Origin of the sequence: Methylococcus mesophilus (assembly GCF_026247885.1) — a bacterium.
In the GTDB taxonomy this organism is placed as follows: domain Bacteria; phylum Pseudomonadota; class Gammaproteobacteria; order Methylococcales; family Methylococcaceae; genus Methylococcus; species Methylococcus mesophilus.
On the sequence record NZ_CP110921.1, the window covers coordinates 2,993,377 to 3,015,637 of the forward strand.

General features: G+C 62.2%; 19 protein-coding genes and 1 tRNA gene. 4 read left to right on the forward strand and 16 right to left on the reverse strand.

The window, feature by feature from the left end; translation table 11 throughout:
- Positions 1-86: 86 nt before the first annotated feature.
- From OOT43_RS14255 to OOT43_RS14280, 6 genes are all read right to left on the reverse strand, one after another.
- Positions 87-524, reverse strand: coding sequence for a DNA primase (locus tag OOT43_RS14255; RefSeq protein ID WP_266021233.1), 438 nt, complete (start codon positions 522-524; stop codon positions 87-89).
- Complete coding sequence (locus OOT43_RS14260; protein WP_266021234.1) at positions 521-796, reverse strand: helix-turn-helix transcriptional regulator; 276 nt, start codon at positions 794-796, stop codon at positions 521-523. The genes OOT43_RS14255 and OOT43_RS14260 overlap by 4 nt, the downstream gene beginning before the upstream one ends.
- A gap of 99 nt (positions 797-895) precedes the next feature.
- Positions 896-1,390 carry a hypothetical protein gene (locus OOT43_RS14265; protein ID WP_266021235.1) on the reverse strand — a complete coding sequence of 165 codons (495 nt, stop codon included), beginning with the start codon at positions 1,388-1,390 and terminating at the stop codon, positions 896-898.
- A 172-nt stretch (positions 1,391-1,562) separates the two neighbouring features.
- Positions 1,563-2,039 carry a S24/S26 family peptidase gene (locus OOT43_RS14270; RefSeq protein WP_266021236.1) on the reverse strand — a complete coding sequence of 159 codons (477 nt, stop codon included), beginning with the start codon at positions 2,037-2,039 and terminating at the stop codon, positions 1,563-1,565.
- Between the two features lie 104 nt (positions 2,040-2,143).
- A complete protein-coding gene (locus OOT43_RS14275) occupies positions 2,144-3,367 on the reverse strand; it encodes a tyrosine-type recombinase/integrase (protein ID WP_266021237.1) in 1,224 nt (407 codons plus the stop codon).
- Positions 3,368-3,569: 202 nt separating this feature from the next.
- Positions 3,570-3,662, reverse strand: a tRNA-Ser gene (locus tag OOT43_RS14280).
- Positions 3,663-3,718: 56 nt separating this feature from the next.
- Here OOT43_RS14280 and OOT43_RS14285 point away from each other — a divergent pair.
- Positions 3,719-5,089 (forward strand): transglycosylase SLT domain-containing protein, encoded by a 1,371-nt coding sequence (locus tag OOT43_RS14285; RefSeq protein ID WP_266021238.1) that lies wholly within the window; start codon positions 3,719-3,721, stop codon positions 5,087-5,089.
- On the opposite strand, the gene tadA is transcribed toward OOT43_RS14285, so the two are convergent.
- The 7 genes from tadA to amoC form a co-directional block, all read right to left on the reverse strand.
- Positions 5,086-5,544: a tRNA adenosine(34) deaminase TadA gene (gene tadA / locus OOT43_RS14290; protein ID WP_266021239.1), complete on the reverse strand. Its 459-nt coding sequence runs from the start codon at positions 5,542-5,544 to the stop codon at positions 5,086-5,088. The genes OOT43_RS14285 and tadA overlap by 4 nt on opposite strands.
- Entirely contained in the window at positions 5,541-7,115 is a 1,575-nt protein-coding gene (guaA, locus tag OOT43_RS14295; protein ID WP_266021240.1) for a glutamine-hydrolyzing GMP synthase, read from the reverse strand. Before guaA ends, tadA begins: the two co-directional genes overlap by 4 nt.
- 22 nt (positions 7,116-7,137) lie before the next feature.
- Positions 7,138-8,601: an IMP dehydrogenase gene (guaB, locus tag OOT43_RS14300; protein ID WP_266021241.1), complete on the reverse strand. Its 1,464-nt coding sequence runs from the start codon at positions 8,599-8,601 to the stop codon at positions 7,138-7,140.
- Between the two features lie 145 nt (positions 8,602-8,746).
- Positions 8,747-9,655, reverse strand: a complete 909-nt coding sequence (locus OOT43_RS14305; protein WP_266021242.1) for a hypothetical protein — start codon at positions 9,653-9,655, stop codon at positions 8,747-8,749.
- Positions 9,656-9,705: 50 nt separating this feature from the next.
- Positions 9,706-11,841, reverse strand: a complete 2,136-nt coding sequence (locus OOT43_RS14310) for a YgiQ family radical SAM protein (RefSeq protein ID WP_266021243.1) — start codon at positions 11,839-11,841, stop codon at positions 9,706-9,708.
- A gap of 81 nt (positions 11,842-11,922) precedes the next feature.
- Complete coding sequence (locus OOT43_RS14315) at positions 11,923-12,180, reverse strand: hypothetical protein (RefSeq protein ID WP_266021244.1); 258 nt, start codon at positions 12,178-12,180, stop codon at positions 11,923-11,925.
- A gap of 257 nt (positions 12,181-12,437) precedes the next feature.
- Entirely contained in the window at positions 12,438-13,199 is a 762-nt protein-coding gene (gene amoC / locus OOT43_RS14320) for a bacterial ammonia monooxygenase, subunit AmoC (RefSeq protein WP_266021245.1), read from the reverse strand.
- Positions 13,200-13,419: 220 nt separating this feature from the next.
- Here amoC and glgX point away from each other — a divergent pair, with 220 nt between their 5' ends.
- Entirely contained in the window at positions 13,420-15,510 is a 2,091-nt protein-coding gene (glgX, locus tag OOT43_RS14325) for a glycogen debranching protein GlgX (protein WP_266021246.1), read from the forward strand.
- Here the strand turns inward: glgX and OOT43_RS14330 are convergent, their stop codons facing one another.
- Positions 15,511-16,323: a quinoprotein dehydrogenase-associated SoxYZ-like carrier gene (locus tag OOT43_RS14330; RefSeq protein WP_266021247.1), complete on the reverse strand. Its 813-nt coding sequence runs from the start codon at positions 16,321-16,323 to the stop codon at positions 15,511-15,513.
- A gap of 37 nt (positions 16,324-16,360) precedes the next feature.
- Positions 16,361-17,293, reverse strand: coding sequence for a quinoprotein relay system zinc metallohydrolase 2 (locus tag OOT43_RS14335; RefSeq protein ID WP_266021248.1), 933 nt, complete (start codon positions 17,291-17,293; stop codon positions 16,361-16,363).
- A gap of 369 nt (positions 17,294-17,662) precedes the next feature.
- On the opposite strand from OOT43_RS14335, the gene OOT43_RS14340 reads away from it, so the two are divergent.
- Both OOT43_RS14340 and OOT43_RS14345 read left to right on the forward strand, forming a co-directional pair.
- On the forward strand, positions 17,663-19,522 hold the full coding sequence (locus tag OOT43_RS14340) for a methanol/ethanol family PQQ-dependent dehydrogenase (protein WP_266021249.1): 1,860 nt from the start codon (positions 17,663-17,665) through the stop codon (positions 19,520-19,522).
- Between the two features lie 164 nt (positions 19,523-19,686).
- Positions 19,687-20,541, forward strand: coding sequence for a substrate-binding domain-containing protein (locus OOT43_RS14345; RefSeq protein WP_394358062.1), 855 nt, complete (start codon positions 19,687-19,689; stop codon positions 20,539-20,541).
- Between the two features lie 156 nt (positions 20,542-20,697).
- Here the strand turns inward: OOT43_RS14345 and lysS are convergent, their stop codons facing one another.
- Positions 20,698-22,257, reverse strand: coding sequence for a lysine--tRNA ligase (gene lysS, locus OOT43_RS14350; protein ID WP_449406823.1), 1,560 nt, complete (start codon positions 22,255-22,257; stop codon positions 20,698-20,700).
- Positions 22,258-22,261: the final 4 nt, after the last annotated feature.

Here is a 22,261-nt window from a genome sequence, read left to right on the forward strand (position 1 = left end):
ATACGGCTGATACGGCTGTTTTCAGCAAATCTGAACCTGATTTGTTAACGCCAAGCAATTCGTTAGCCAGCGCATCGAGTCTTCCTTCAGCGGTGACGACCATGGTTCACCTCTTGCCGGATTCCGTCGATGACCTCCACCGCTCGCCTGGCGCGACTGCAGTCGGCAACGTTCGTGCCGCGGCCTTCGATCACATCAGTAACGACCAGGGCACAGATGGTTGCCTCACGCGCCGCGAGATCGATCAGATCGCGGGCGCGGTGTTCTGGAATGCCCAGGCGCGGCCGGTAGCCTTTGGGCGGCGGATCGCGGGGTGGAAACAGGTCCTTGATGCCTAATCCGACTGCCGTGAGCACGTCATCGACTGAACATCCGGCGAAGTCATGGACTAAAATGCGGCCGTCATCTGTCTGGCGGACGGATAAGGAAGGACTGCGGTCATTGTGAGCTGGGCAGCGGGCGAGCCACTTACCGGCGCCCGTCTTTCGGACGCCTTTAAGCCGCGACAGTATGGAGTCGATCACGCTCCTATCTCCGATGTGCGTGCCTCGTGGAGCTGGCGGACCAGTTCACGGATTTCGTCGGTGGACTTGCCGGCGATCCGGGCGCGAACCAGGGCGTCGATTTCATCGGACGGCCAACGGCTGGAGACGCCGAGCTTGATTGGTTTTGGAGCAAGTCCGGCCTGGATGTCTCTGTGCCACGCGGAGCGCGATTGCCCGGCGTGCTTCAATGTCTGTTCGAGCGGGAGGAGGAAGACGGCCGGTATGGCCGGATTGGTGGTATAGGTTTTCATGGTGCCCCCGTGGGCGATTGTGGATAACGGGGACGATTTTGGAATCGATTTTCCGCAAAAAAGAGGGGACGAATTAGGAACAGCTATATTAGTAATTTCTTATCTGTTAAAACTGACTCTTGCCGGGACTAATCGCGGCGGGTGGGGAGGTTTCCAGGCAAGCGTTTTGACTACTTGCTCCTCTTCGGGAATAGTACGGTCCCAGAAAACAGCGGTGATCGTACCGTCTTCGCCTTTTTTTGCCAGGGCTGTCATTCCGAAAAAATCCTTATGTCGGCGCGCTCTGCGAATGTCGCGCACGTCCACATCAAAGATTTCTGCAATACGGGTATCCGCTTGGCTTGGTGTATCGTTCAGTGCTACTTGTGCCGCAAGACTCGCCAGCGCGTATAGATGACGTGAGTACGATACTCCCGCCTTCCTCCCCGGCTTCTTATCATAAAAGTCAACACCGTCTAGCGTTCCTGTTGCGAGTCCGAGAAATTCGCCACCTTGATAAATCGGGCCATATACTTTTATGCCGTCAGGGGTTTTCTCAAACTGTCTGAACTTGATTTCGAAGCAGCGCGAACCGTCGCGCGAAACTATGGCCATGGACCTCTTGGGTTTTGGCATTCCGATCTTCCCCGGAATATCTTCAAGGTAGGAACCACGCCAGCGGGTGAAGGTATCCCGGTTTCGGCCCGTCGGCCTAGGCGCGGTTTAACTCGGTTATCACATATCAATCGGTCGATTTCATCTCACAAAAACTATTCAATTGGCCTGGTCATGCGGGCTCCTCCTCGCCAAACTCGGCCGCAAGCACATCAAGTCGAAGCTCGGTATCGGCGGCGCCGATGTCTCCGAAAAGATGCCAGCGCTGCACGGTCTCGTTCACATTTAATGTAAATACATAAATCGCGCCGTCCTCATCGATGCGAAAGTTACCTTCGCCGTGCCCGGCCTTCAAAAGTGCCCTGATTACGTTTGTCGGGTACGCCGTTCCGTTGCCATAAGGAACTGTACGGACAGCTTCGCAAACCACGCCAGTCACACCGGCTTGGCCCTCGTAGCGGTCAAGTCGGCGATTTTGGCGATTCTGGACTATCACAAAGTCTCCAGGATTAGGCGTGATAGATGGGTCAATGAGAAGTCTGTCGCCCCGTAGCAACTCGGGTGTGAATTCATCCGTTTGCAGGGTGACGAAGAAATGCTCGGATGGGCGGTTTTTATCCTGGATTGTGGTAGCGTCTTCAGTAGCCATAGATTCACCTCTTTATCAGGTGGATTTGTGGTCAGGGCCGGCCCGGCGTTGGCGCGCTGCTCCGGCCCGCTTGGTTTGCCGGGATCACCCGCCCGGCCGGGATTTCAAGCCTTCCGCCGCGCATCGAGCTCGATCACGTCGGCCCCTTGCTTGAGCCTGTCCAGGTAGTCGGCCCAGGCCTGCATCATCTTACGGCGCTCGGGCAGATGCTCGGCATAGTTGTAGGCGGCGCGTACGGCGTTGCGTTCGGCGTGGGCAAGCTGGCGTTCGACGGCGTCGCGGTGCCAGCCCTGTTCATTCAACAAGGTGGACGCCATGGAGCGGAAGCCGTGGCCGGTCATCTCGCCTTTTTCGTACCCCATACGCCGCAGCGCCGCCAGAACGGCATTCTCTGAGAGGCAGCGGTCACCCTTGGGGCTGCGATCGGAAGGAAACACGTAGCGGCCGTGGCCGGTGAGAGGCTGAAGATTCTGCAGAACCGTCAAGGCTTGCTGTGACAGGGGGACGACGTGGACGGAGCGCATCTTCATCTTGGGGCCAGGGATGCGCCATTCCGCCGCCTCGAAGTTGATTTCCGACCACTCGGCCTGGCGCAGCTCTCCCGGCCGCACAAAGACCAGGGGGGCAAGCCGAAGAGCGGCCCTGACGACCACTGAGCCGTGATAACCATCGATGTTGCGCAGCAGATCACCAATTTCCGCAGGTTTCGTGATGCTGGCATGGTGCCGTTTGGCGCCGGCTGGGGTCAGGGCGCCGCGCAGGTCCCCGGATAGGTCGCGTTCCGCCCGGCCGGTGGCGATGGCGTAGCGGAATATTTGGCCGCAGGTCTGGCGCAGGCGGCGCGCTGTTTCCGGGGCGCGGGACTCGGTCTCTCGCAGAGTCTTGAGTAGGTCAGGGGCGGTGATGGTCGAAATGGGCTTGTCGCCGATTGCGGGGAAGATGTTCTGTTCCAGCCGCGATAGCACGTTTTCGCTATGGCCGGGCGTCCAGGCGGATGACACCTTTTGATGCCATTCCCTGGCGATCACCTCGAAGCTGTGCTCCGTCAACGCGGCCTTGGCTGCCTTTATGGCCCGCTTGTGCTCGGTGGGGTCGATGCCTTGGGCCAGCAGCTTCCGCGCTTCGTCACGCTTATCACGGGCCTCCTTTAGGGTAACCTCGGGATACACGCCGAAGGCCGCGCGCTTTTCCTTGCCCTCGAAGCGGTACTTCATCCGCCAGTACCGGGCGCCGTTCGGCATGATCTCCAGATACAGCCCTTTCTCGTCAGAGAGCTTGTAAGCCTTCTCCTTCGGCTTGGCCCGTCTGATCTCGGTATCGGTCAACATCGTCTGCACCTCCAGGAACGGCGCGGCTTTCGTCGATTTGGGGGCATCGACTCTCACCGCTAGGGAGCATGCCCCCAGATATGCCCCCGCGAAAGGTGGGATTTGGGGGCACAGCATGGGACTGCCTGGGATGCAGTATAAACAAAAAAACCCGCAATTACGCGGGTTCTGGGACTACATGGGACGCTGTGGGAATGCTGTATGGCGGAGAGGGAGGGATTCGAACCCTCGTGCCGGGTTTCCCCGACCATCCGATTTCGAGTCGGCGCCGTTATGACCGCTTCGGTACCTCTCCGCGTCAAGCGATGATATTATAACCAATTCGTTACAGACATACGAATGGTGCGTGACATGAATTCAAAGTTCATGGCGGACGGCGTTCTGAAAGTCGGACAAGTCAGGCTTTTGTTTCGCAAGTTCAATCGCCGTACCCGCCAGCGCTGTCTCGGCGCGGGTGTCGCGGCGCTACTGGTGTCTCAGCTTTACGGCTGCGGCAATCCGGTTCCGGAGCAGCGCAAGCTGCCGCAATCCGAAAGGATCAGGGCGGCGGGAGAGCTCCGGGTGCTGATCCGCAACAAGCGTTTCTCCTCGTCCCGGACGGCTTTGGGCCCGGCCGGTTTCGAGCGCGACCTCCTCCAGAAATTTGCCGAATACCTTGGCGTCAGGCTCCGGTTCATTCCCGTCCAGGCCCGAAGCATAGCGGAACGGCTGGGCGACGGCGACGCTGATCTGGCGGCGGTTCCTTCCCATTCCCCCGCCCGTGTCGGCGATGCAATGCAAGTCGGGATGACGAGTGTCGACGAAGGCGAGCCTCCACCGTTCGCCGAGGTTACGCGGGTCGGCGGCTGGATAGCGGCGGCTGCGGGTGGCCTTCGGGGAATTGCGCAGAATAGCGCGCAGAAGTTCAATCCACGGCTCGCCCTTGCGGAATATCCGCAACGTAGTGTGCGTGCGTTGAGGTGGGCCATCCCTGAAAGCGCCGGCGTTTGCGGCTCGCGGGCGCTGGCGTTGATGTTCGCCGACCCGGAGGGCGAATACCTGGCGCGGGCGGCCGAGAACTTCTTCCGCGACTTGCGGGAGCACAAAGGACTCGATCAGTTGGCTGATCGCCACTTCGGTCATCGCGAGGGCGTCGATACTGCCCTCGATCGCACGCTGCGCAAGTCTTACGGTCGTCAGTTGGGCAAATACCGCAGGACTTTCGTCGAGGCGGGGGAACGCCACGGCCTGGATTGGCGGCTGCTTGCGGCGGTGGCTTTCCAGGAATCGAAATGGGACGGCAATGCCGTGTCGGCCGAAGGCGTGCGCGGCATGATGATGCTTACCGGCGCGACGGCACGTGAAATGGGGGTCGACCGCAACAATGCGGGGCAGAGCATTCACGGCGGCGCGCGCTACCTCAAGGAAGTATGGTCGCGCTTGCCGGAAGAGATCGCCGAACCCGACCGTACTTGGCTCGCGCTGTCCGCCTACAACTTAGGTTTAGGCAGCGTCGAAAACGCGCGCCGCTTGGCGAAGGGCATGGGGCGAGACCCCAATAAATGGATAGACGTCAAGAAGGCCTTGCCGCTGGTCGGCGCCAAACGCTCCGGCGGACGTCCGCGCCATCCTTCGGCGCGGGGAAAACTGACGGTTCATTACGTCAACCGGGTACGCCACTACTACGATCTGCTGGTGCGCCTCAGTGAGAAGAAGCGAGGCGAGCGGGCGGAGCAAGGTTAGCGCCGGCTCCGGAAGAAATCCCGGAGCAGCTCGCCGCATTCCTCGGCCAGCACGCCTTCCGTCAGCTCGACCCGGTGGTTCATAAACTCGGCCTCGTTCAGCCGGAGCGCGCTCACCACCGCGCCGCGCTTGGGATCGGCGGCGCCGAACACTAGCCTGCCGACACGGGCATGCAGGATCGCGCTCATGCACATCGCGCAGGGTTCGAGTGTGACATACAGCGTGGTATCCACCAGCCGATAGTTGCCCAGCCGTTTCCCCGCAGCCCGTAGGGCGATGATTTCGGCATGGGCGCTGGGGTCGTGGGTGGAAATAGGCTGGTTATAGCCTTCGCCCAGGAGTTCGCCGTTCTTGACCAGCACCGCTCCGACCGGCACTTCGCCCGCCGATTCGGCGGTCTGGGCCAGCGCCAAGGCGTGACGCATCCAGATTTCGTCAGAGCGTGGTTCGCTCATTCCCACTCGATCGTCGCCGGCGGCTTCCCCGAAATGTCGTAGGTGACCCGGGAGATGCCGGGGATTTCGTTGATGATGCGGCGGGATACCAAGTCGAGGAAATCGTAGGGCAGGTGGGCCCAGCGGGCGGTCATGAAGTCGACGGTTTCCACCGCGCGCAACGCGACCACATAGTCGTAGCGGCGGCCGTCGCCCATGACGCCGACCGATTTCACCGGCAGGAAGACAGCAAAGGCTTGGCTGACCTTGTCGTACAGGTCGTGGCGGTAGAGTTCTTCGATGAAGACGGCGTCGGCGCGGCGCAACAGGTCGGCGTATTCCTTCCTGACCTCGCCGAGGATGCGCACGCCGAGGCCGGGGCCGGGGAAGGGATGGCGGTAGACCATTTCGTAGGGCAGGCCGAGTTCGAGGCCGATCTGGCGGACTTCGTCCTTGAACAGCTCCCGCAGCGGCTCGACCAGCTGCAGCTTCATGGTCTCCGGCAGACCGCCTACGTTGTGGTGGGATTTGATGACGTGCGCCTTGCCGGTCTTGGAGCCGGCGGATTCGATCACGTCCGGGTATATGGTGCCCTGGGCCAGCCAGCGGGCGTCTTCGATCTTGGCGGCTTCTTCGTCGAAGATTTCCACGAACAGCCGGCCGATGATCTTGCGCTTGTCTTCCGGGTCGGCGACGCCTTGGAGGGCGCCCAGGAAGCGTTCTTCGGCGTTGACCCGGAGGACGCGGACGCCCATGTGTTCGGCGAAGGTCGCCATGACTTGATCGCCTTCGTTCAGGCGGAGCAGTCCGGTATCCACGAAGACGCAGGTCAGCTGTTCGCCGATGGCGTGCTGCAGCAGGGCGGCGACCACGGACGAGTCCACCCCGCCGGACAGGCCCAGCACGACGCGCTCGGCGCAGACTTTCGAGCGTACCTTGGCGATGGCGTCTTCGATGATGTTGCCCGTGGTCCAGCGGACCTCGCACCGGCACAGCTTGCGTACGAAGCGTTCCAGGATGCGCTTGCCCTGGCGGGTGTGTGTGACTTCCGGATGAAACTGCAGTGCGTAGAACCGGCGTTCCTCGTCCGCCATGCCGGCGATGGGCGCGCTCTCGGTGCTGGCGATCAGCTTGAAGCCGGGCGGCAGGCCGACGACCTGGTCGCCGTGGCTCATCCACACGTCTAGCAGCCCATAGCCCTCGGCGGTGGTGTGGTCCTCGATCTCGTTCAGCAGTTGCGAATGGCCGCGCGCCCGGACCTGGGCATAGCCGAATTCGCGGTGTTCGACGGCTTCCACCTTGCCACCGAGTTGGGCCGCCATGGTCTGCATGCCGTAGCAAATGCCGAGCACCGGCACGCCGCGGGTGAACACGGAGGCTGGCGCCCGGGGCGTATCGGTCCCGGTTACGCTCTCGGGGCCGCCGGAGAGGATGATGCCCTGCGGGGCGAATTCGGTTATGAAATCGTCGCCACAGTCGTAGGGATGGATTTCGCTGTACACTCCGAGTTCCCTCACCCGCCGCGCGATGAGCTGGGTGTACTGGGAGCCGAAATCCAGGATCAGGATTTTTTGGGCGTGGATGTCGGTCATCGGGGGGCTCTGGGGTCCGGAATCAGTCGAGGCGGTAGTTCGGTGCTTCCTTGGTGATCGTCACGTCGTGCACATGACTTTCGCGCATGCCGGCGGTGGTCACCCGGACGAAGTTGGCGTGCTCGCGCATTTCCTCGATAGTGCGGCAGCCGGTGTATCCCATGGAGGCGCGGACGCCGCCCACGAGTTGGTGCAGGATGGCGATGAGGCTGCCCTTGTGCGGGACGCGGCCTTCGATGCCTTCCGGCACCAGTTTTTCGGCCTCGGTGCTGTCCTGGAAGTAGCGGTCGCTGGAGCCCTGCTGCTGGGCCATGGCGCCCATCGAGCCCATGCCGCGGTAGGCCTTGTAGGAGCGGCCCTGGTACAGCTCCACTTCGCCGGGCGACTCTTCGGTGCCGGCGAACAACCCTCCGATCATCACGCAGTGGGCGCCGGCGGCGATGGCCTTGGCTACGTCGCCGGAGTAGCGGATGCCGCCGTCGGCGATGACTGGGATGCCGGTGCCGGCCAATGCTTGGGCGACGTTGGAGACGGCGGTGATCTGAGGCACGCCGACGCCGGCGATGATGCGGGTGGTGCAGATCGAGCCGGGGCCGATGCCGACCTTGACCGCGTCGGCTCCGGCTTCGGCCAGCGCCCGGGCGGCGGCGCCGGTGGCAATGTTGCCGCCGATCACCTGGACCTGCGGGAAGTGGGTCTTGACCCAGCGCACCCGGTCGAGCACGCCCTGGGAGTGTCCGTGGGCGGTGTCGACCACGATCACGTCGACGCCGGCATCGACCAGAGCCTCGACCCGTTCCTCGGTGCCGGCGCCGGTGCCGACGGCCGCGCCTACGCGCAGCCGTTCGAACTCGTCCTTACAGGCCTGCGGGTAGTCCTTGGACTTCTGGATGTCCTTCACGGTAATCATGCCGCGGAGCTGAAAGGCTTCGTTGACGATCAGGACCTTCTCGATGCGGTGCTGGTGCAGCAGGCGGATGGCCTCCTCCTTGCTGGAGCCTTCCTGCACCGTGACCAGCCTTTCCTTCGGCGTCATCGCCTTGGTGACCGGTTCGTCGTAGCGGGTCTCGAATCGCAGGTCGCGGCTGGTGACGATGCCGACGAGTTCGCCGCCGTCCACCACGGGAACGCCGGAGATATTGCGGGCCCGTGTCAGCTCCATGACGTCGCGGATGGTTGCCGTCGGTGGCACCGTAATCGGTTCCTTGATGACGCCGCTTTCGTATTTTTTGACGCTCCGGACCTCGGCGGCCTGACGCTCGGCGGTCATGTTTTTGTGGATGATGCCGATGCCGCCTTCCTGGGCGATGGTGATGGCGAGCCGGGCTTCGGTCACTGTGTCCATGGCAGACGACAGCAGCGGGATGTTCAGTGGGATGCCCCGGGTGAGCCGGGTGGTCAGGGAAACGTCGCGGGGGAGCACGTTCGAATACGCAGGAACCAGCAGGACGTCATCGAAAGTCAGCGCTTCTTGTTCGATACGCATGGAATACTCCCGGCAAGTAAAAAACTGATTAGTATAACCTTTTCTTTGTCCATGTAAACCGGCAGGTGTCCGCGGCTTTCGTATTCCAGGCTTCCGCGGGAGGAAGCCGAACTTCACGCCAACGACGTGCGGAGCCGGCGGCCGTTCATGGCTCCGCCTGGGCGCAGATTTCGGCGAATGCGGGGAAATCCCGCGCCAAGGCGTCTGCGAGTTCGGCGCCATTCTCGGGCTCGGGAAGCTTCAGGAAGAAGTCGAGCATGGCGGCCAGGGCGATCGCATCCAGAAAAGCGGCCTTGATGGTCCAGGCCAACAGGAAGGCGAACACATAGGGCCATAGGCCGGGATCGAGCGGAAGCCCCGCCAGAATGCTCTGGACAGCAACCAGCAGAACCGGGAAGGTCGCGAAACACCCCAGCCAGCCGAAGCCGAACAGGTACAGCCGGTTGCGCAGGATTGTCGGGAAATGCGCGGCCAGGATGAGCAGGCCATCCCGCGCGGACCGGGCGAAGCCGTTTGCCGGATGGGCGAAGTGGTAGCCGAGCAGGGTCAGTGTTTCCGTGGTTGCAAGCAGGCCTTTTGCCTGGAGCAGCCAACGTTGCGGCTGGGTTTGCGGCGGCGGTTCCTTCCAGCCGGGAAGCGCGGACGATACCGTTCGGATCGCCGCAATCAACGGGCTCAGTGCTTGCAGGGCGGGAAGGCGCTCTGCCACCCGGCCGCGGGCGAAGTCGATCTGCCCCTTGCCTTTGGGGATCGGCTCTTTCAGGGCTTCGGCGCCGAGCAGCGCGGCATTGCGGGCCTGAACGCCGGTCAGGAAGCCGTTTCGGAACTTGTACAGGACCCAGCCGACGACGCCCATTCCGATCCATGCGCCCGCGGCGGCAAATGCGGTCGGGTTGGAACTCAGCGAGCCGACGCCGATGGTCGTGCCTGCGCCGATGATCGCGCCGAAGATATAGGCCAAGCCGACGCCGAGATAGATGAGCCAGCGGTGCAGAACAAAGGCCATGCTCTTCTCGAGGGTGCGCATGGCCGAAAGCAGATTGAAATCCCACATGACGGATGACCTCTTCGTTTTTCTTGGCTTGAAATCCGGGGTTTGGGAGCTCAGCCGTGCCCCTTTCGCAACTTCCGGAGCGCCGGTTTCCTGCCTTGCGGCGAAACTCCGGCATGCTGGGTCCGGAACCGCTTGGGTCTCTGGCTCGTTCCGGTCTCTGCGGCGCCCGTACCCTGCGGTTGCCAGGCAGGGATCAGATGGTGCTTGCCGTTGCCGATCAGGTCGGCGCGGCCCATCCGCTTCAGGGCTTCCCGCAGCAGCGGCCAGTTTTCCGGATCGTGGTAGCGCAGAAAGGCCTTGTGCAGCCGGCGCTGGGTCAGCTTACGCGGGGTCTCCACCGTTTCGCTGGTGCGCGAGATCCGGTGCAGCGGATTCTTGCGGCTGTGGTACATGGCCGTGGCCACGGCCATGGGCGAGGGCAGGAAAGCCTGCACCTGGTCGGCGCGGAACCCATTCTTCTTGAGCCACAGCGCCAGGTTCAGCATGTCCTCGTCGGTGGTGCCGGGATGGGCGGCGATGAAATAGGGGATGAGGTACTGCTCTTTACCGGCTTCCTGCGAGTACTTGTCGAACATCGCCTTGAAGCGGTCGTAGGTGCCTATCCCAGGCTTCATCATCTTGGAAAGGGGCCCGGGCTCGGTGTGCTCGGGGGCGATCTTGAGATAACCGCCCACATGGTGGGTCACCAGTTCCTTGACGTATTCCGGGGAGGTGACGGCCAGGTCGTAGCGCAGCCCCGACCCGATCAGGATCTTCTTGATGCCGGGTAGCTGGCGGGCGCGGCGGTAGAGCCGGATCAGCGGGCCGTGGTCGGTGCCGAGGTTCTTGCAGATGCCCGGATAGACGCAGGAAGGCCGCCGGCAGCTCGCCTCGATCTCGCGGCTCTTGCAGGCCAGCCGGTACATGTTGGCCGTCGGGCCGCCCAGGTCGGAGATCACGCCGGTGAAGGACGGGGAGGTGTCGCGGATGGCCTCGACCTCGCGGATGATGGAATCTTCCGACCGACTCTGGATGATCCGGCCTTCGTGCTCGGTGATGGAGCAGAAGGTGCAGCCGCCGAAGCAGCCGCGCATGATGGTGACCGAATGCTGGATCATCTCGAAGGCGGGGATGCGCGCTTCGGCGTAGCGTCGATGGGGCAGCCGGCTGTAGGGCAGGCCATACACCCGGTCCATTTCCTTGGTGGTCAGCGGCAGGGCGGGAGGATTCAGCCAGACGTTGCTGGTGCCATGGCGCTGGACCAGAGCCCTGGCGTTGTGCGGATTGGTCTCCTGGTGCAGCACCCGCGAAGCGTGGGCGTACAGTACCGGATCGCCGCGTATCGCGTCGAAATCCGGCAACCGGATCACCGTGTTGGCGGCGTTGCGGGCGTGGCGGTCGAAGCGGACCGGGGCGCCGGTTTCCGCGGCCGGCGAGGCGCAGCCAGCCGGCGATTCCTGGTAAGGGTCGAGCGGCGGAGCGAGCGCGCCGGGTCGGTCGATGGTGGTGGAGTCGATCTCGCCCCAGTTCTCGGGCAGGTCGCGGCGGACGAAGGCGGTGCCGCGAATATCGGTGAGCTGGGAGGCGGTTTCTCCGGCGGCGAGGCGGTGGGCGATCTCGACCGCCTGGCGTTCGCCGTTGCCGTAGACCAGGAGGTCGGCCTTGGCGTCGACCAGCACCGAGCGCCGGACTTTGTCGGACCAGTAATCGTAGTGCGCGACCCGGCGCAGGCTCGCTTCGATGCCACCCAGCACGATGGGCACGTCTTTGTAGGCTTCGCGGCAGCGCTGGGCGTAGACCAGGACGCAGCGGTCGGGTCGCCGGTCGGCGGCGCCGTCAGGGGTATAGGCGTCGTTGGAGCGGATGCGGCGGTCCGAGGTATAGCGGTTCACCATGGAGTCCATATTGCCGCCGGTCACGCCGAAGAACAGGTTGGGGCGTCCGAATTCCTTGAAAGGTTCGGCCGAGTGCCAATCCGGCTGGGCCAGGATGCCGACGCGGAAGCCCTGGGCTTCCAGCAGTCGGCCGATCAGCGCCATGCCGAAGCTCGGGTGGTCGACATAGGCGTCTCCCGTGACCAGAACGACGTCGCAGGAGTCCCAGCCGAGTTGCTCCATCTCGGCGCGCGTCAACGGCAATTGGGGGGCGACGCCGAAGCGGGCGGCCCAGAATTTTCGATACGAGAAGATGTCCCGTGCTTGCTGCATGGTGCCGAGGACCTGAGTGGGGAGGTTAGTCTAGCGGATCGGGCAAGCCCGCCGCCAGCTTGAAAGGGCGATGGCGCGGCGTCAGCGCCGTGGCGGGGCGGATTTGCCGCCGCGGCCCAGTTTCAGATTGGCTCTGGATTCCTTGAAAACACCGATGCCCCAGATTCCCCAGGACGCGGTTTTCAGCATGATGAGCGGGATGGCGACGGTTTGCAGTCCCCACACGGCCACCGCCATGGCGCTGGCGCCCGAGATGCCCCAGGCGACCATTCCCCAGCGTCCGCCGACCGCGGCTTTTCCCCATCGCAGGGCGGTTTGTTTTTTTTCTTGTTTTTTCATCCCGGTGCGATTTCTGAGCGGGATCGGCAGGCATCGTCGCGCGTTCATGGAGCGATCGGCCGATAAGCGCCGCGGGGCATTGAAATGTGATCGTAACAATGAGGCTGTTGTCATGCAAATGACATCTGGCGGGCTGTTTGCCTTTTCGGGAACGAAAAAAGCCGCTATCCGTGCCTTAAAGCCCGGACAGCGGCGCCCGTCTTGCAGTTTCCGTAAGACTCTTAAGGGGCGGCTGCCCCGCGAGCCTTACGCCGGCATCAGCGGATGTCCGGGCACAGTTCGCGTTCGAACAGGTGCGAGAAGCTGTAGAAGGTCTGGGTCAGCGTGCCCATGACGGCCAGCGCCAGCCAGCCGAAGATCACGAAGCCGTAGTGCAGCGGCGCCACGAACAGCTCTTCCATGAACCAGAAGGTGTGACCCCACTCGTTCAGACCCACGTTCGGCAGAATCATGAACGGACCCACCACCAGCACCAGGTACGGCAGCGAGATGCCCTTCGCGAAGAACGGCAGACGCGTCTTGGCGTAGAGGAACGCCGCAAAGCCGGTGATGATGTAGATCGGGTAGCTCAGATAGAACTCGATGATGTGCGACGGGGTGAAGTCGGTGTCGCGCACGATCGTCTGATGCCAGGTGCCGTCCTGCTCGGTGAAGTAGGAAGCGCCCCAGTAGATGGCCCAGGCGTAGGCTACCAGCCAGGTCAGGTGGGTGAAGTTGCGGCGCAGCTCTTCACGCGGGGCCAGCGCGGCCAAGTTGCGGTCGCGGGTCTTCCACAGATAGCCCCACAGGATCGAAGCCGTCACGATTTCCAGGACGATCTCGGTGTACAGGAAGTTCATCCAGTAGGTTTCGAACTCCGGTGCGAACGAGTCCAGGCCGGCGGACCAGCCGTAGACGCCTTCGTACCAGCGTACCCACATGTAGAACACGGTGTAGATAGCGAGCGCGAAAACCAGCCACTTCTTGTCCAGTAGCGGCCGGTCGGCAGCGGCGATGCCGCCAACGGTTGTTGTAGCCATCTGATTTCTCCTGAGTTGGTGTTGGTTTGATGCCATCATGCCCACTCTTTTGGTGGCTATGGCAGTACATAAGACCGGCGCCGGCGGAAAAAATTCCCGAGCACCGTTCTGGGAAAATGACCCGTCGGTTGGAGCCGGCATGCGGAAGGTTAATGATACACTTCCGGCTCGCCGCGTTTCTTTGTCTTTCAAGATCGGTCTGGGTCGAGGTCCGGCTGCGATGACGGTGCCTGCAAAATTCGATTACTCAACGGGATCGCCCTTGCCCCTGGGCGTTCATTTCCAGGGAACGGACGCTAACTTCTCCCTGTTCAGCCGCCATGGCTCGCGGGTCCGCCTGCTGCTGTTCGCCGACCCGAGCCATGCCCAGCCTCACCAGGTCATCGATCTCGATCCCCATCACCACCGCACCGGCGATATCTGGCATGTGGCGGTGCACGGTGCGCACCGCGGCCTGGCTTACGCCTTTCAGGTCGACGGACCCCATGAGCCGCATCTGGGCCATCGTTTCGACCCCGAGGCGGTGCTGCTCGATCCCTACGCCACGGCTCTGGTGACGCCGGAGCATTGGGAGTTTTCGGGGGCCGCGGTTGGCGGGCCGGGGGGCGTGGCTGCAAAGGCATTGGTCACGGCGGACCATTTCGACTGGGGCAACGACCGTCCGCTCAAGCATCATTGGTCGGAACTGGTCATCTATGAGGCCCACGTACGGGGACTGAGCATTCATCCCTCGTCGGCGGTCAGGCATCCCGGCACCTATCTCGGCGTCATAGACAAAATCCCCTATTTCAAACAGCTCGGGATCACCGCGCTCGAGCTGATGCCGCTGCAGGCGTTCAATCCCTACGAAGTGACCCGCTACAACCCCGTCACCGGCGACAAGCTCCGGAACTACTGGGGCTACAACACCATTGCCTTCCAGGCGCCGCATGCGGGCTACGGAACCGGCGCCTACCCCGGCTGCCAAGTGGAAGAGTTCAAGCACATGGTCAAGGCCCTGCACGAGGCCGACATCGAGGTCCTCCTCGACGTGGTGTTCAACCATACCGCGGAAGGGGATGAAACCGGTCCGATCTTGAATTTCCGCGGCCTGGACAACAGCATTTATTACCTGCTGGAAGAAGACCGCCGGTGTTACCGCAACTATTCGGGTTGCGGCAATACCGTCAACTGCAATCACCCCGTCGTGCGCAACTACATTCTGGACTGCCTGCGGTACTGGGTGGTCGAGATGCACGTGGACGGCTTCCGGTTCGATCTGGCGTCGATCCTCGGGCGCGACCGCAGCGGGCATCTGGTGCCCAATCCGCCGCTGCTGGAGCTGATCGCCGAGGATCCGATCCTGCGCGACGTCAAGCTCATCGCCGAGGCCTGGGACGCCGGTGGCGCCTATCTGGTAGGGCGTTTCCCGGGCGAACGCTGGTGCGAATGGAACGGCGTATACCGGGACGACTTGCGCCGCTACTGGCGCGGCGATTCGGGCATGGCGGGGGCCTTCGCCAGCCGCCTGTGCGGCAGCGCGGACATCTACGAGCATTCCGGCAAGGCGCCGGTGAACAGCATCAACTTCGTCACCTGCCACGACGGCTTCACGCTCAACGACCTGGTCAGCTATGCGTGCAAGCACAACACCGCGAATGGGGAGGACAACCGGGACGGCTCGGACCATAACTTCAGCGCCAACTATGGCTGTGAAGGGCCGAGCGGCGATCATGAAATCAATGCCATCCGCCGCCGTCAGATGAAGAACTTCATGGCCTCGCTGCTGCTGTCCAGGGGGGTTCCCATGATCCTGGGCGGCGACGAGTTCTGCCGGACGCAGTTCGGGAACAACAACGCCTACTGCCAGGACAACGAGATATCCTGGTTCGACTGGCGGTTGCTGGAGGAAAACCTGGCCTTCTTCGAGTTCATCCGCAAGATGATCGCGTTCCGAACCCGTCATCCGGTGCTGTCGCGGGAGCTATTCTACCGGCCTGAAGATATCCTCTGGTTCAACCCGGCCGGCGGCCAGCCGGACTGGCAGACCGATACAGCTTTGGGTTGCTGCATTCGTGTCGTGGGGGAGCAGGAGCAGCCGCTGTGCCTGCTGTTCAATCCGACGGCGGAAGGGCTGTGCTTCCGCCTGCCGGATACGCTCCGGGGCGGAGTCTGGATCAAGGCTGTGGATACCGCCGTGGAATCGCCTTGCGACACTTGCGAATTCGAAGGGGTAAGCCCGTTGCCCGACCAGCGGCGCCTGTTCCTGCCCGACCGCAGCCTGGTGGTGCTGGCGGAGGGGACCGCGACGGCTGCCGCGGCCTGCGCCTGATCAGTCGGTAACCGATTGGCTGGCGGTGAAGGTTTTCCCCAGGTTGTCGCGGATTTCGGCTTTGAGTTCGCCCGCCTTGTCCGGCACGAAATAGAAGCGGAAATTGGGGTCGGCGCTGATGGCGATGTCCGTCTTGGCGGTCAGGACCTGAGTCCCGTTGAAGCTCACCTTGACTTCCTCGACGTAATGCGCGGGTTTGATCAGGCGCGAAATCTGGTCCATCTGCAGTCCGGTAATGTTCGGATGGCTGACGAGGAGCTGGACGGCGTTGGCTTGTCCCAGCGAGGCCTTGTCTCCGTCCATGCGGAACTTCATCTTCCCCAGCCGTGCCATGGCGGCATCGAGGTCCGAGCCGAGGGGGGCGGAGCAGCCTCCGCTGGCCTTGACGAAGGCCTTGCTCATATAAAGTTTGCCGTCGCTGGTCTCGGCGATGGCGCGGATATAGGTATAGGAGTTGACGCGTACCCGCATCGCCAAGTCGGCTTTGCCGGTCGCCGGAGTGAGGTCGAAGGATGCGGCGAAGGGCACGGGATTGTTGTCGATGATCAGGGTGATGCGTCTGATGTATTTCTCCGGCGTCTGCGGGATCTTGCCCGTGATCTGGAGCGGAACCAGGGCAGGGTCCTCGGCGCGGTAGGGCGCCGTCAGTTCGATGACGCCGCTGCCTTCTTCGATCGGCTTGTCGCCGAAATACTGATTCCGCAGTGCGCTTGTCCATGCGCCTTCGTCTTGCGGGTCCGCCGCCTGTGCCAGGGCGGAGAGAACGATTCCTGCCAATAGGAGCCAAATACGCGGGGCGATTCCAGCTTGCATGTGATGATCTCCGGGTGGGTATTATTAGAGAATACTGTTAGTCGTCTTCCCATTCCAGCGCGGCGAACGCTGTCGAGACGTTCCTCTTGTTGAATTCGTCGAACAGTTGCCACTCGCCCCGCATCGAAGTCCCCACGCTTTCCATGGCCTGTTCCATCGTCCTGTGCTGTTTGATCGCAGCGCGGACCTCGGTTGCGAGACCGCTGAGATAGCGCTCCTCGGCGGCGATGGCCTGGGGCCAGTCGCTGACGGCCGGGCCGTGGCCGGGGACGGCGAGTCTGGCCGGCACGGCTTTCAGTCGCTCGATTTCCTTCAGCCAGCCGGTCAGGCTCCCGTCCACCACCGGCAGATGCCCCATGAACAGGAGGTCGGCCGCCCATAAGGTGCCGGTCTTGGCATCATAGACGCTCAGGTCGTTGTCGGTATGGGCAGGGCCGTGGGCGGTGAGACTGAGCGTTCGGTTGCCGAGGTCGAGTTCCATCCATTCCTGTACCGGCTGGTCCGGCGGCACGAAGTCGTCGGCGGTGAGGGTAAAGCCCAGGTCCCGTGCAGCCTTTTCGATATAGTACGGTGCCCGCATCGCCATTACCTGAGCGAGCTTGTGATGGCCGATGAACGATACGCCTGGCCCCTTGAAGGCCCGGTTGCCGTAGATGTGGTCCGGGTGGACGTGGGTGTTGATCACGTAGCACACGGGCAGCGGAGTGCGGGCGGCGATCGCGGCCTTGAGTGCCCGGCCCTGTTCGGGGCTTCCGCCGCTGTCGATCACGGCGACGCAGCGTTCGCCCGCGATGAAGCCGATGTTGGCGATTTCCCCCCGGTTGTGCGTGTCGGGCAGTTCGTGCCGGCCCTGATGAACGAAAATGCCTTGCGCGATTTCACGCAGGTCGAGGTCCGGCTGGGCGGCGGCCAGACCCCACCATAGGCCGCATAGGGCCGCTCCGGTGGTTCGGGCGAATCGGGGGGGCACTGGGATGTCCTCTGTAAGGAGTGAAAAATACCTGACAATAGCGTTCTGGCATTTTCCCCGTCGGCGCTGCGATGTTCAACTGTCCCGGTTCCGGCCGAGCGTGGCGAATTGACGCGCTCGGCCCGGTCCGGTTGCGGGTCAAACCCACGAAAGACGCGGCTTCCGGGTGCATTTCCCGGGTCTGTCTTCAGGTTGACTTTTATGGCGAAATCCTTCACCTTACGCGTCCAGACGGGCTGGACGGGGCATTTTCATGCCTTTTACCGGGAAAAATTCCGGCGATACCGGCCGCCGTCCTCCCTAGAGTTTTCGGAAATTTTTTCACTAACAAGACGTATTCTGCGGACGCAGATACCAGGAGGAAACAAGATGAAAAAACCCGTGAAAAGCTGGCTCATCGCGAGTTCCATTGCATCGTTGCTGGCAGTACCCGGGGTCTCTTTCGCGAACGCCGAAGTGGAAGCACTCACCAAGGATCCGAAGAACTTTGCGACTTGGGGTGGCAACTACGCGGGCACGCGTTACAGCACGCTGGACCAGATTAATTTCAAGAACGCCAAGCACCTGCAGCCGGTCTGGACGTTCTCCACCGGCATGCTGCGCGGCCATGAAGGCGGTCCGCTCGTCGTCAACGACGTGATTTACATTCACACCGGGTATCCTCACAAGGTCTACGCCTTGGATCAGGCGACCCAGTCCGTGCTGTGGGAATACGTCTATTCGGCCGATAAGGGCACCGATCAGTCGCAGGTCATTTCCGTGATGTGCTGCGACGTGGTCAACCGCGGTCTGGCGTATGGCGACGGCAAGATCTTCCTGGGACAAGGCGACGCCACCTTGGTCGCCCTCGACGCCAAGACCGGCAAGGTCGTCTGGAAAGTCAAGAATGGCGATCCGAAGTTGGGCATGACTTCCACCAACGCACCGCTGGTCGTCAAGGACAAGGTCCTGACGGGTATCTCCGGCGGTGAATTCGGCGTGCGCGGCTTCCTGGCCGCTTACAACATCAAGGATGGGAGTCTGGCCTGGAAGAAGTTCAGCATGGGGCCGGACGACGAAGTGGGCCTGGATCCCGCAACCACCATGACCTGGACCGACGGCAAGATGGCGCCGGTCGGCAAGGACTCGTCGCTGAAGACCTGGCAGGGCGACCAGTGGAAGATTGGCGGCGGCACCACCTGGGGCTGGTACAGCTACGATCCGGACCTGAACCTGGTCTATTACGGTTCGGGTAACCCGAGCACCTGGAACCCCGTGCAGCGTCCCGGCGACAACAAGTGGTCGATGACCATCTGGGCCCGCGACGTCGATACCGGCGAAGCCAAGTGGGTCTACCAGATGACCCCGCACGACGAATGGGACTACGACGGTATCAACGAAATGATGCTGGTCGACCAGGAAATGACCGCGAAGGACGGTTCCAAGCACTCCAAGCTGCTGACCCACTTCGACCGTAACGGCTTCGGCTACACCCTGGACCGTGTCACCGGCGAGTTGTTGGTGGCCGAGAAGTTCGACAAGGCCGTCAACTGGGCGACTCACGTCGACATGAAGACCGGCCGTCCGCAGGTCAATCCGAAGTATTCCACCCAGCACGGCGGCCAGGATGTCGACACCAAAGGCATCTGCCCCTCGGCAATGGGTGCCAAGAACGAGCCGCCGGTTACCTATTCGCCGCGGACCAAGCTCATCTACATTCCGGGTAACCATACCTGCATGAACTATGAGCCGTTCGAGGTCGAATACACTGCGGGTCAGCCGTATGTCGGCGCTACGCTGAACATCTTCCCGGCGAAGGCCAACGTGAAGACCGGCGAGAAGGAGTCTGGCAACCACATGGGTTCCTTCACCGCCTGGGACCCGGCGACCGGCAACATCGCCTGGCAGATCGACGAACCGTTCTCCCTGTGGAGCGGCATGCTCTCGACCGCTGGCGACGTCGTCGTCTACGGTACCCTGGAAGGTTACCTGAAGGTGCGTGACGCCAAGACCGGTGAAGAACTGTACCGGTTCAAGACGCCGTCGGGTGTCATCGGCAACGTCAACACCTGGACCTACAACGGCAAGCAGTACATAGGTGTTCTGTCCGGCATCGGTGGTTGGGCCGGTGTGGGCATGGCAGCCGGGCTGGAAGGCGACACCGAAGGTCTGGGCGCAGTCGGCGCCTACAAGGGCCTGAGCAGCCATACCAAGCTGGGCGGTGTGTTCACCGTGTTCACTCTGCCCTAAGAACCGGTCTGGTTCCATGAGCTGAGCGCCGGCTTCGGCCGGCGGATGAATGCCCCGGATCGGTCACCCGATCCGGGGCATTTTTGTTTGTGCCGGATGCAAACGGTGACACAATCGCCTAGGTGGCCGCTCGGCCACGAGCTCTTATTTCGGGTCACGACGATATGATGAAAAAGACAGGTCTGATTTTGGCCGGGTTTGCCTGGCTCGTCACAACCGCCACCGCGCAGGCGGGCGGCGACGCGTTCAAAGTATGTGCCGATCCCAACAACCCGCCGTATTCCGATCAGAAGGGCGGCGGGTTCGAGAACAAGATTGCCGAGTTGTTCGCCAAGGAACTGGACAAGAACCTCGTCTACACTTGGTTTCCGCAGCGGATGGGGTTCATCCGCAACACGCTGAAGGCCAAGGAGCCGGACTCGGAAGAATACAAGTGCGACGTGGTGATGGGCTTGCCTGCGGGTTACGATCAGGCCGCAACCACCAAGCCGTACTACCGATCTACCTATGCCTTGGTTTACGTCAAGAAGAAGGGTTGGGACGACATTCATTCAGCCGCGCATCTGGATGCGCTGCCTCCGGAGCGAAAGGCGAAACTTCGGATCGCGATGTTCGACGGCTCGCCGGCTACGACATGGCTACTCAAGCACAAGCTGGTGGAGCAAGGTGTCCCTTACCAGTCGATGACTGCGGACGCAACAATCAACACCACGCAGACGGTAGAGAAGGAACTGCTCGCCGGCAAGATTGACATGGCGATCGTCTGGGGGCCGATGGCGGGCTACCTGGTTTATCACAACAAGGCGGGCACCTTCGCCATGATTCCCATGCAGTCCGAGGAGGGGGTGCGCTTCGATTTTCCGATGTCGATAGGGGTCCGGATTCCAGATAAGGCGCGGAAAGAGCAGCTGGAAGCGCTTATCGACAAGAAGGCCACAGACATCGAAGCGCTGCTCAAGAAATACCACGTCCCGCTGCTGGACAAGGACGGAAAGCTGCTGACTCCGGCCGAGGAGTAGTTCGCTCGTCCAGTTAGAGTCGGCGTTCTGTGGTCGGTAGCGGTGGGCCGGTGACGTAAAGCTGAAAGAGCCCCTGATATTTCGGGGCTCTTAGTGTGCTTAGGCTTGTGCCTGATTGGGTGGGATGGAGAACTGCTACGGCTTTAGGCCCGTAGATCAAGAGCTCACTATTTGATTTGCCGACTCGGCTTCAGGCCTCCTGGAGTCATCAACCCGAATGGTTTGATTTGATTCCGGCCGCATGTGGGGAAACAGGATCACGTCGCGGATGGAAGGCGAGTCGGTGAAGAACATCACCAAGCGGTCGATGCCGATGCCTTCGCCGGCGGTGGGCGGCAAGCCGTATTCGAGCGCGCGGATGTAGTCGGCGTCGTAGTGCATGGCTTCTTCGTCGCCCGCGGCCTTGTCCTCCACCTGCTTGCGGAAGCGCTCGGCCTGGTCTTCCGGATCGTTGAGCTCGGAAAATCCGTTCGCCAGCTCGCGCCCGCCTACGAAGAATTCGAAGCGGTCGGTGACGAACGGGTTGTCGTCGTTGCGCCGGGCCAGAGGAGAGACCTCGGCCGGATAGGCGGTGATGAAGGTCGGTTCGTCCAGCCGGTCTTCCACGGTTTTCTCGAAGATTTCGGTCTGGATCTTGCCGAGTCCGTCGCCTGCGGCGACTGGGATGCCCAGTCGCGCTGCGATGCAGGCGGCGTTTTCGCGATCGGCCAGCTCTTCAGCCCGAATATCCGGGTTGTGATGCAGGATCGATTCCAGCACCGTCATGCGCCGGAACGGCTGTCCCAGGTCGTAATCCTTGCCTTGATGGGTAACGACGGTGCCGCCCAGCAGGCTCAGCGCAATCCCCCGCATCAGCGTTTCGGTCAGGTCCATCAGGTCGCGGTAATCGGCATAGGCCTGATAGAACTCGATCATCGTGAACTCGGGATTGTGCCGGGTGGACAAGCCCTCGTTGCGGAAGCTGCGGTTGATCTCGAATACTTTCTCGAAGCCGCCCACCACCAGCCGCTTGAGGTAAAGCTCCGGGGCGATCCGCAGGTACAGGTCCAACCCCAAGGCGTTGTGATGGGTGACGAAGGGCTTGGCGCGGGCACCGCCGGGGATCACCTGCATCATCGGCGTTTCGGCCTCGATGAAGCCGCGCTCGCTCAGGAATTCGCGGATATAGCGCACGATGGCGCTGCGGAGCTGAAACACCCGGCGCGAGTCCTCGTTCATGATGAGGTCCACGTAGCGCTGGCGGTAGCAGGTCTCGGCATCAGTCAGTCCGTGAAACTTCTCGGGCAGTGGGCGCAGCGACTTGGTGAGCAGGCGGATGCCAGTGGCTTTCACCGACAGCTCGCCGGTCTTGGTGCGGAACACCGTGCCTTCCACGCCAACCACGTCGCCGATGTCCCAGCCCTTGAAGTCCTCGTAGACGCCTTCCGCCAGGGCGTCCCGCTGCAGGAATATCTGCATGCGGCCGGACATGTCCTGGATATGGGCGAAGCTGGCCTTGCCCATGATGCGTTTGCCCATCAGCCGGCCCGCCAGCTTTGCCGTCACGGGAAGGCTCTCCAGCGCTTCCGCCGTTTCCTCGCCGAAACGCTCGTGCAGCTCTGCAGCCAGAGTGTCGCGGCGGAAGTCGTTGGGGAAGGCGACGCCGGCCTGCCGCCGTTCAGCGAGCTTTTCCCGGCGCAGCGCGATCAGTTTGTTTTCGTCTTGCAGTTCGCTCATGTCT

Bases quoted from the DNA above. Each gene is read 5' to 3' on its own strand.
- OOT43_RS14260 (WP_266021234.1), bottom strand. From the start codon at position 796: ATGAAAACCTATACCACCAATCCGGCCATACCGGCCGTCTTCCTCCTC.
- OOT43_RS14265 (WP_266021235.1), bottom strand. From the start codon at position 1,390: ATGGCCATAGTTTCGCGCGACGGTTCGCGCTGCTTCGAAATCAAGTTC.
- OOT43_RS14270 (WP_266021236.1), bottom strand. From the start codon at position 2,039: ATGGCTACTGAAGACGCTACCACAATCCAGGATAAAAACCGCCCATCC.
- OOT43_RS14275 (WP_266021237.1), bottom strand. From the start codon at position 3,367: ATGTTGACCGATACCGAGATCAGACGGGCCAAGCCGAAGGAGAAGGCT.
- OOT43_RS14285 (WP_266021238.1), top strand. From the start codon at position 3,719: ATGAATTCAAAGTTCATGGCGGACGGCGTTCTGAAAGTCGGACAAGTC.
- tadA (WP_266021239.1), bottom strand. From the start codon at position 5,544: ATGAGCGAACCACGCTCTGACGAAATCTGGATGCGTCACGCCTTGGCG.
- guaA (WP_266021240.1), bottom strand. From the start codon at position 7,115: ATGACCGACATCCACGCCCAAAAAATCCTGATCCTGGATTTCGGCTCC.
- guaB (WP_266021241.1), bottom strand. From the start codon at position 8,601: ATGCGTATCGAACAAGAAGCGCTGACTTTCGATGACGTCCTGCTGGTT.
- OOT43_RS14305 (WP_266021242.1), bottom strand. From the start codon at position 9,655: ATGTGGGATTTCAATCTGCTTTCGGCCATGCGCACCCTCGAGAAGAGC.
- OOT43_RS14310 (WP_266021243.1), bottom strand. From the start codon at position 11,841: ATGCAGCAAGCACGGGACATCTTCTCGTATCGAAAATTCTGGGCCGCC.
- OOT43_RS14315 (WP_266021244.1), bottom strand. From the start codon at position 12,180: ATGAAAAAACAAGAAAAAAAACAAACCGCCCTGCGATGGGGAAAAGCC.
- amoC (WP_266021245.1), bottom strand. From the start codon at position 13,199: ATGGCTACAACAACCGTTGGCGGCATCGCCGCTGCCGACCGGCCGCTA.
- glgX (WP_266021246.1), top strand. From the start codon at position 13,420: ATGACGGTGCCTGCAAAATTCGATTACTCAACGGGATCGCCCTTGCCC.
- OOT43_RS14330 (WP_266021247.1), bottom strand. From the start codon at position 16,323: ATGCAAGCTGGAATCGCCCCGCGTATTTGGCTCCTATTGGCAGGAATC.
- OOT43_RS14340 (WP_266021249.1), top strand. From the start codon at position 17,663: ATGAAAAAACCCGTGAAAAGCTGGCTCATCGCGAGTTCCATTGCATCG.
- OOT43_RS14345 (WP_394358062.1), top strand. From the start codon at position 19,687: ATGATGAAAAAGACAGGTCTGATTTTGGCCGGGTTTGCCTGGCTCGTC.
- lysS (WP_449406823.1), bottom strand. From the start codon at position 22,257: ATGAGCGAACTGCAAGACGAAAACAAACTGATCGCGCTGCGCCGGGAA.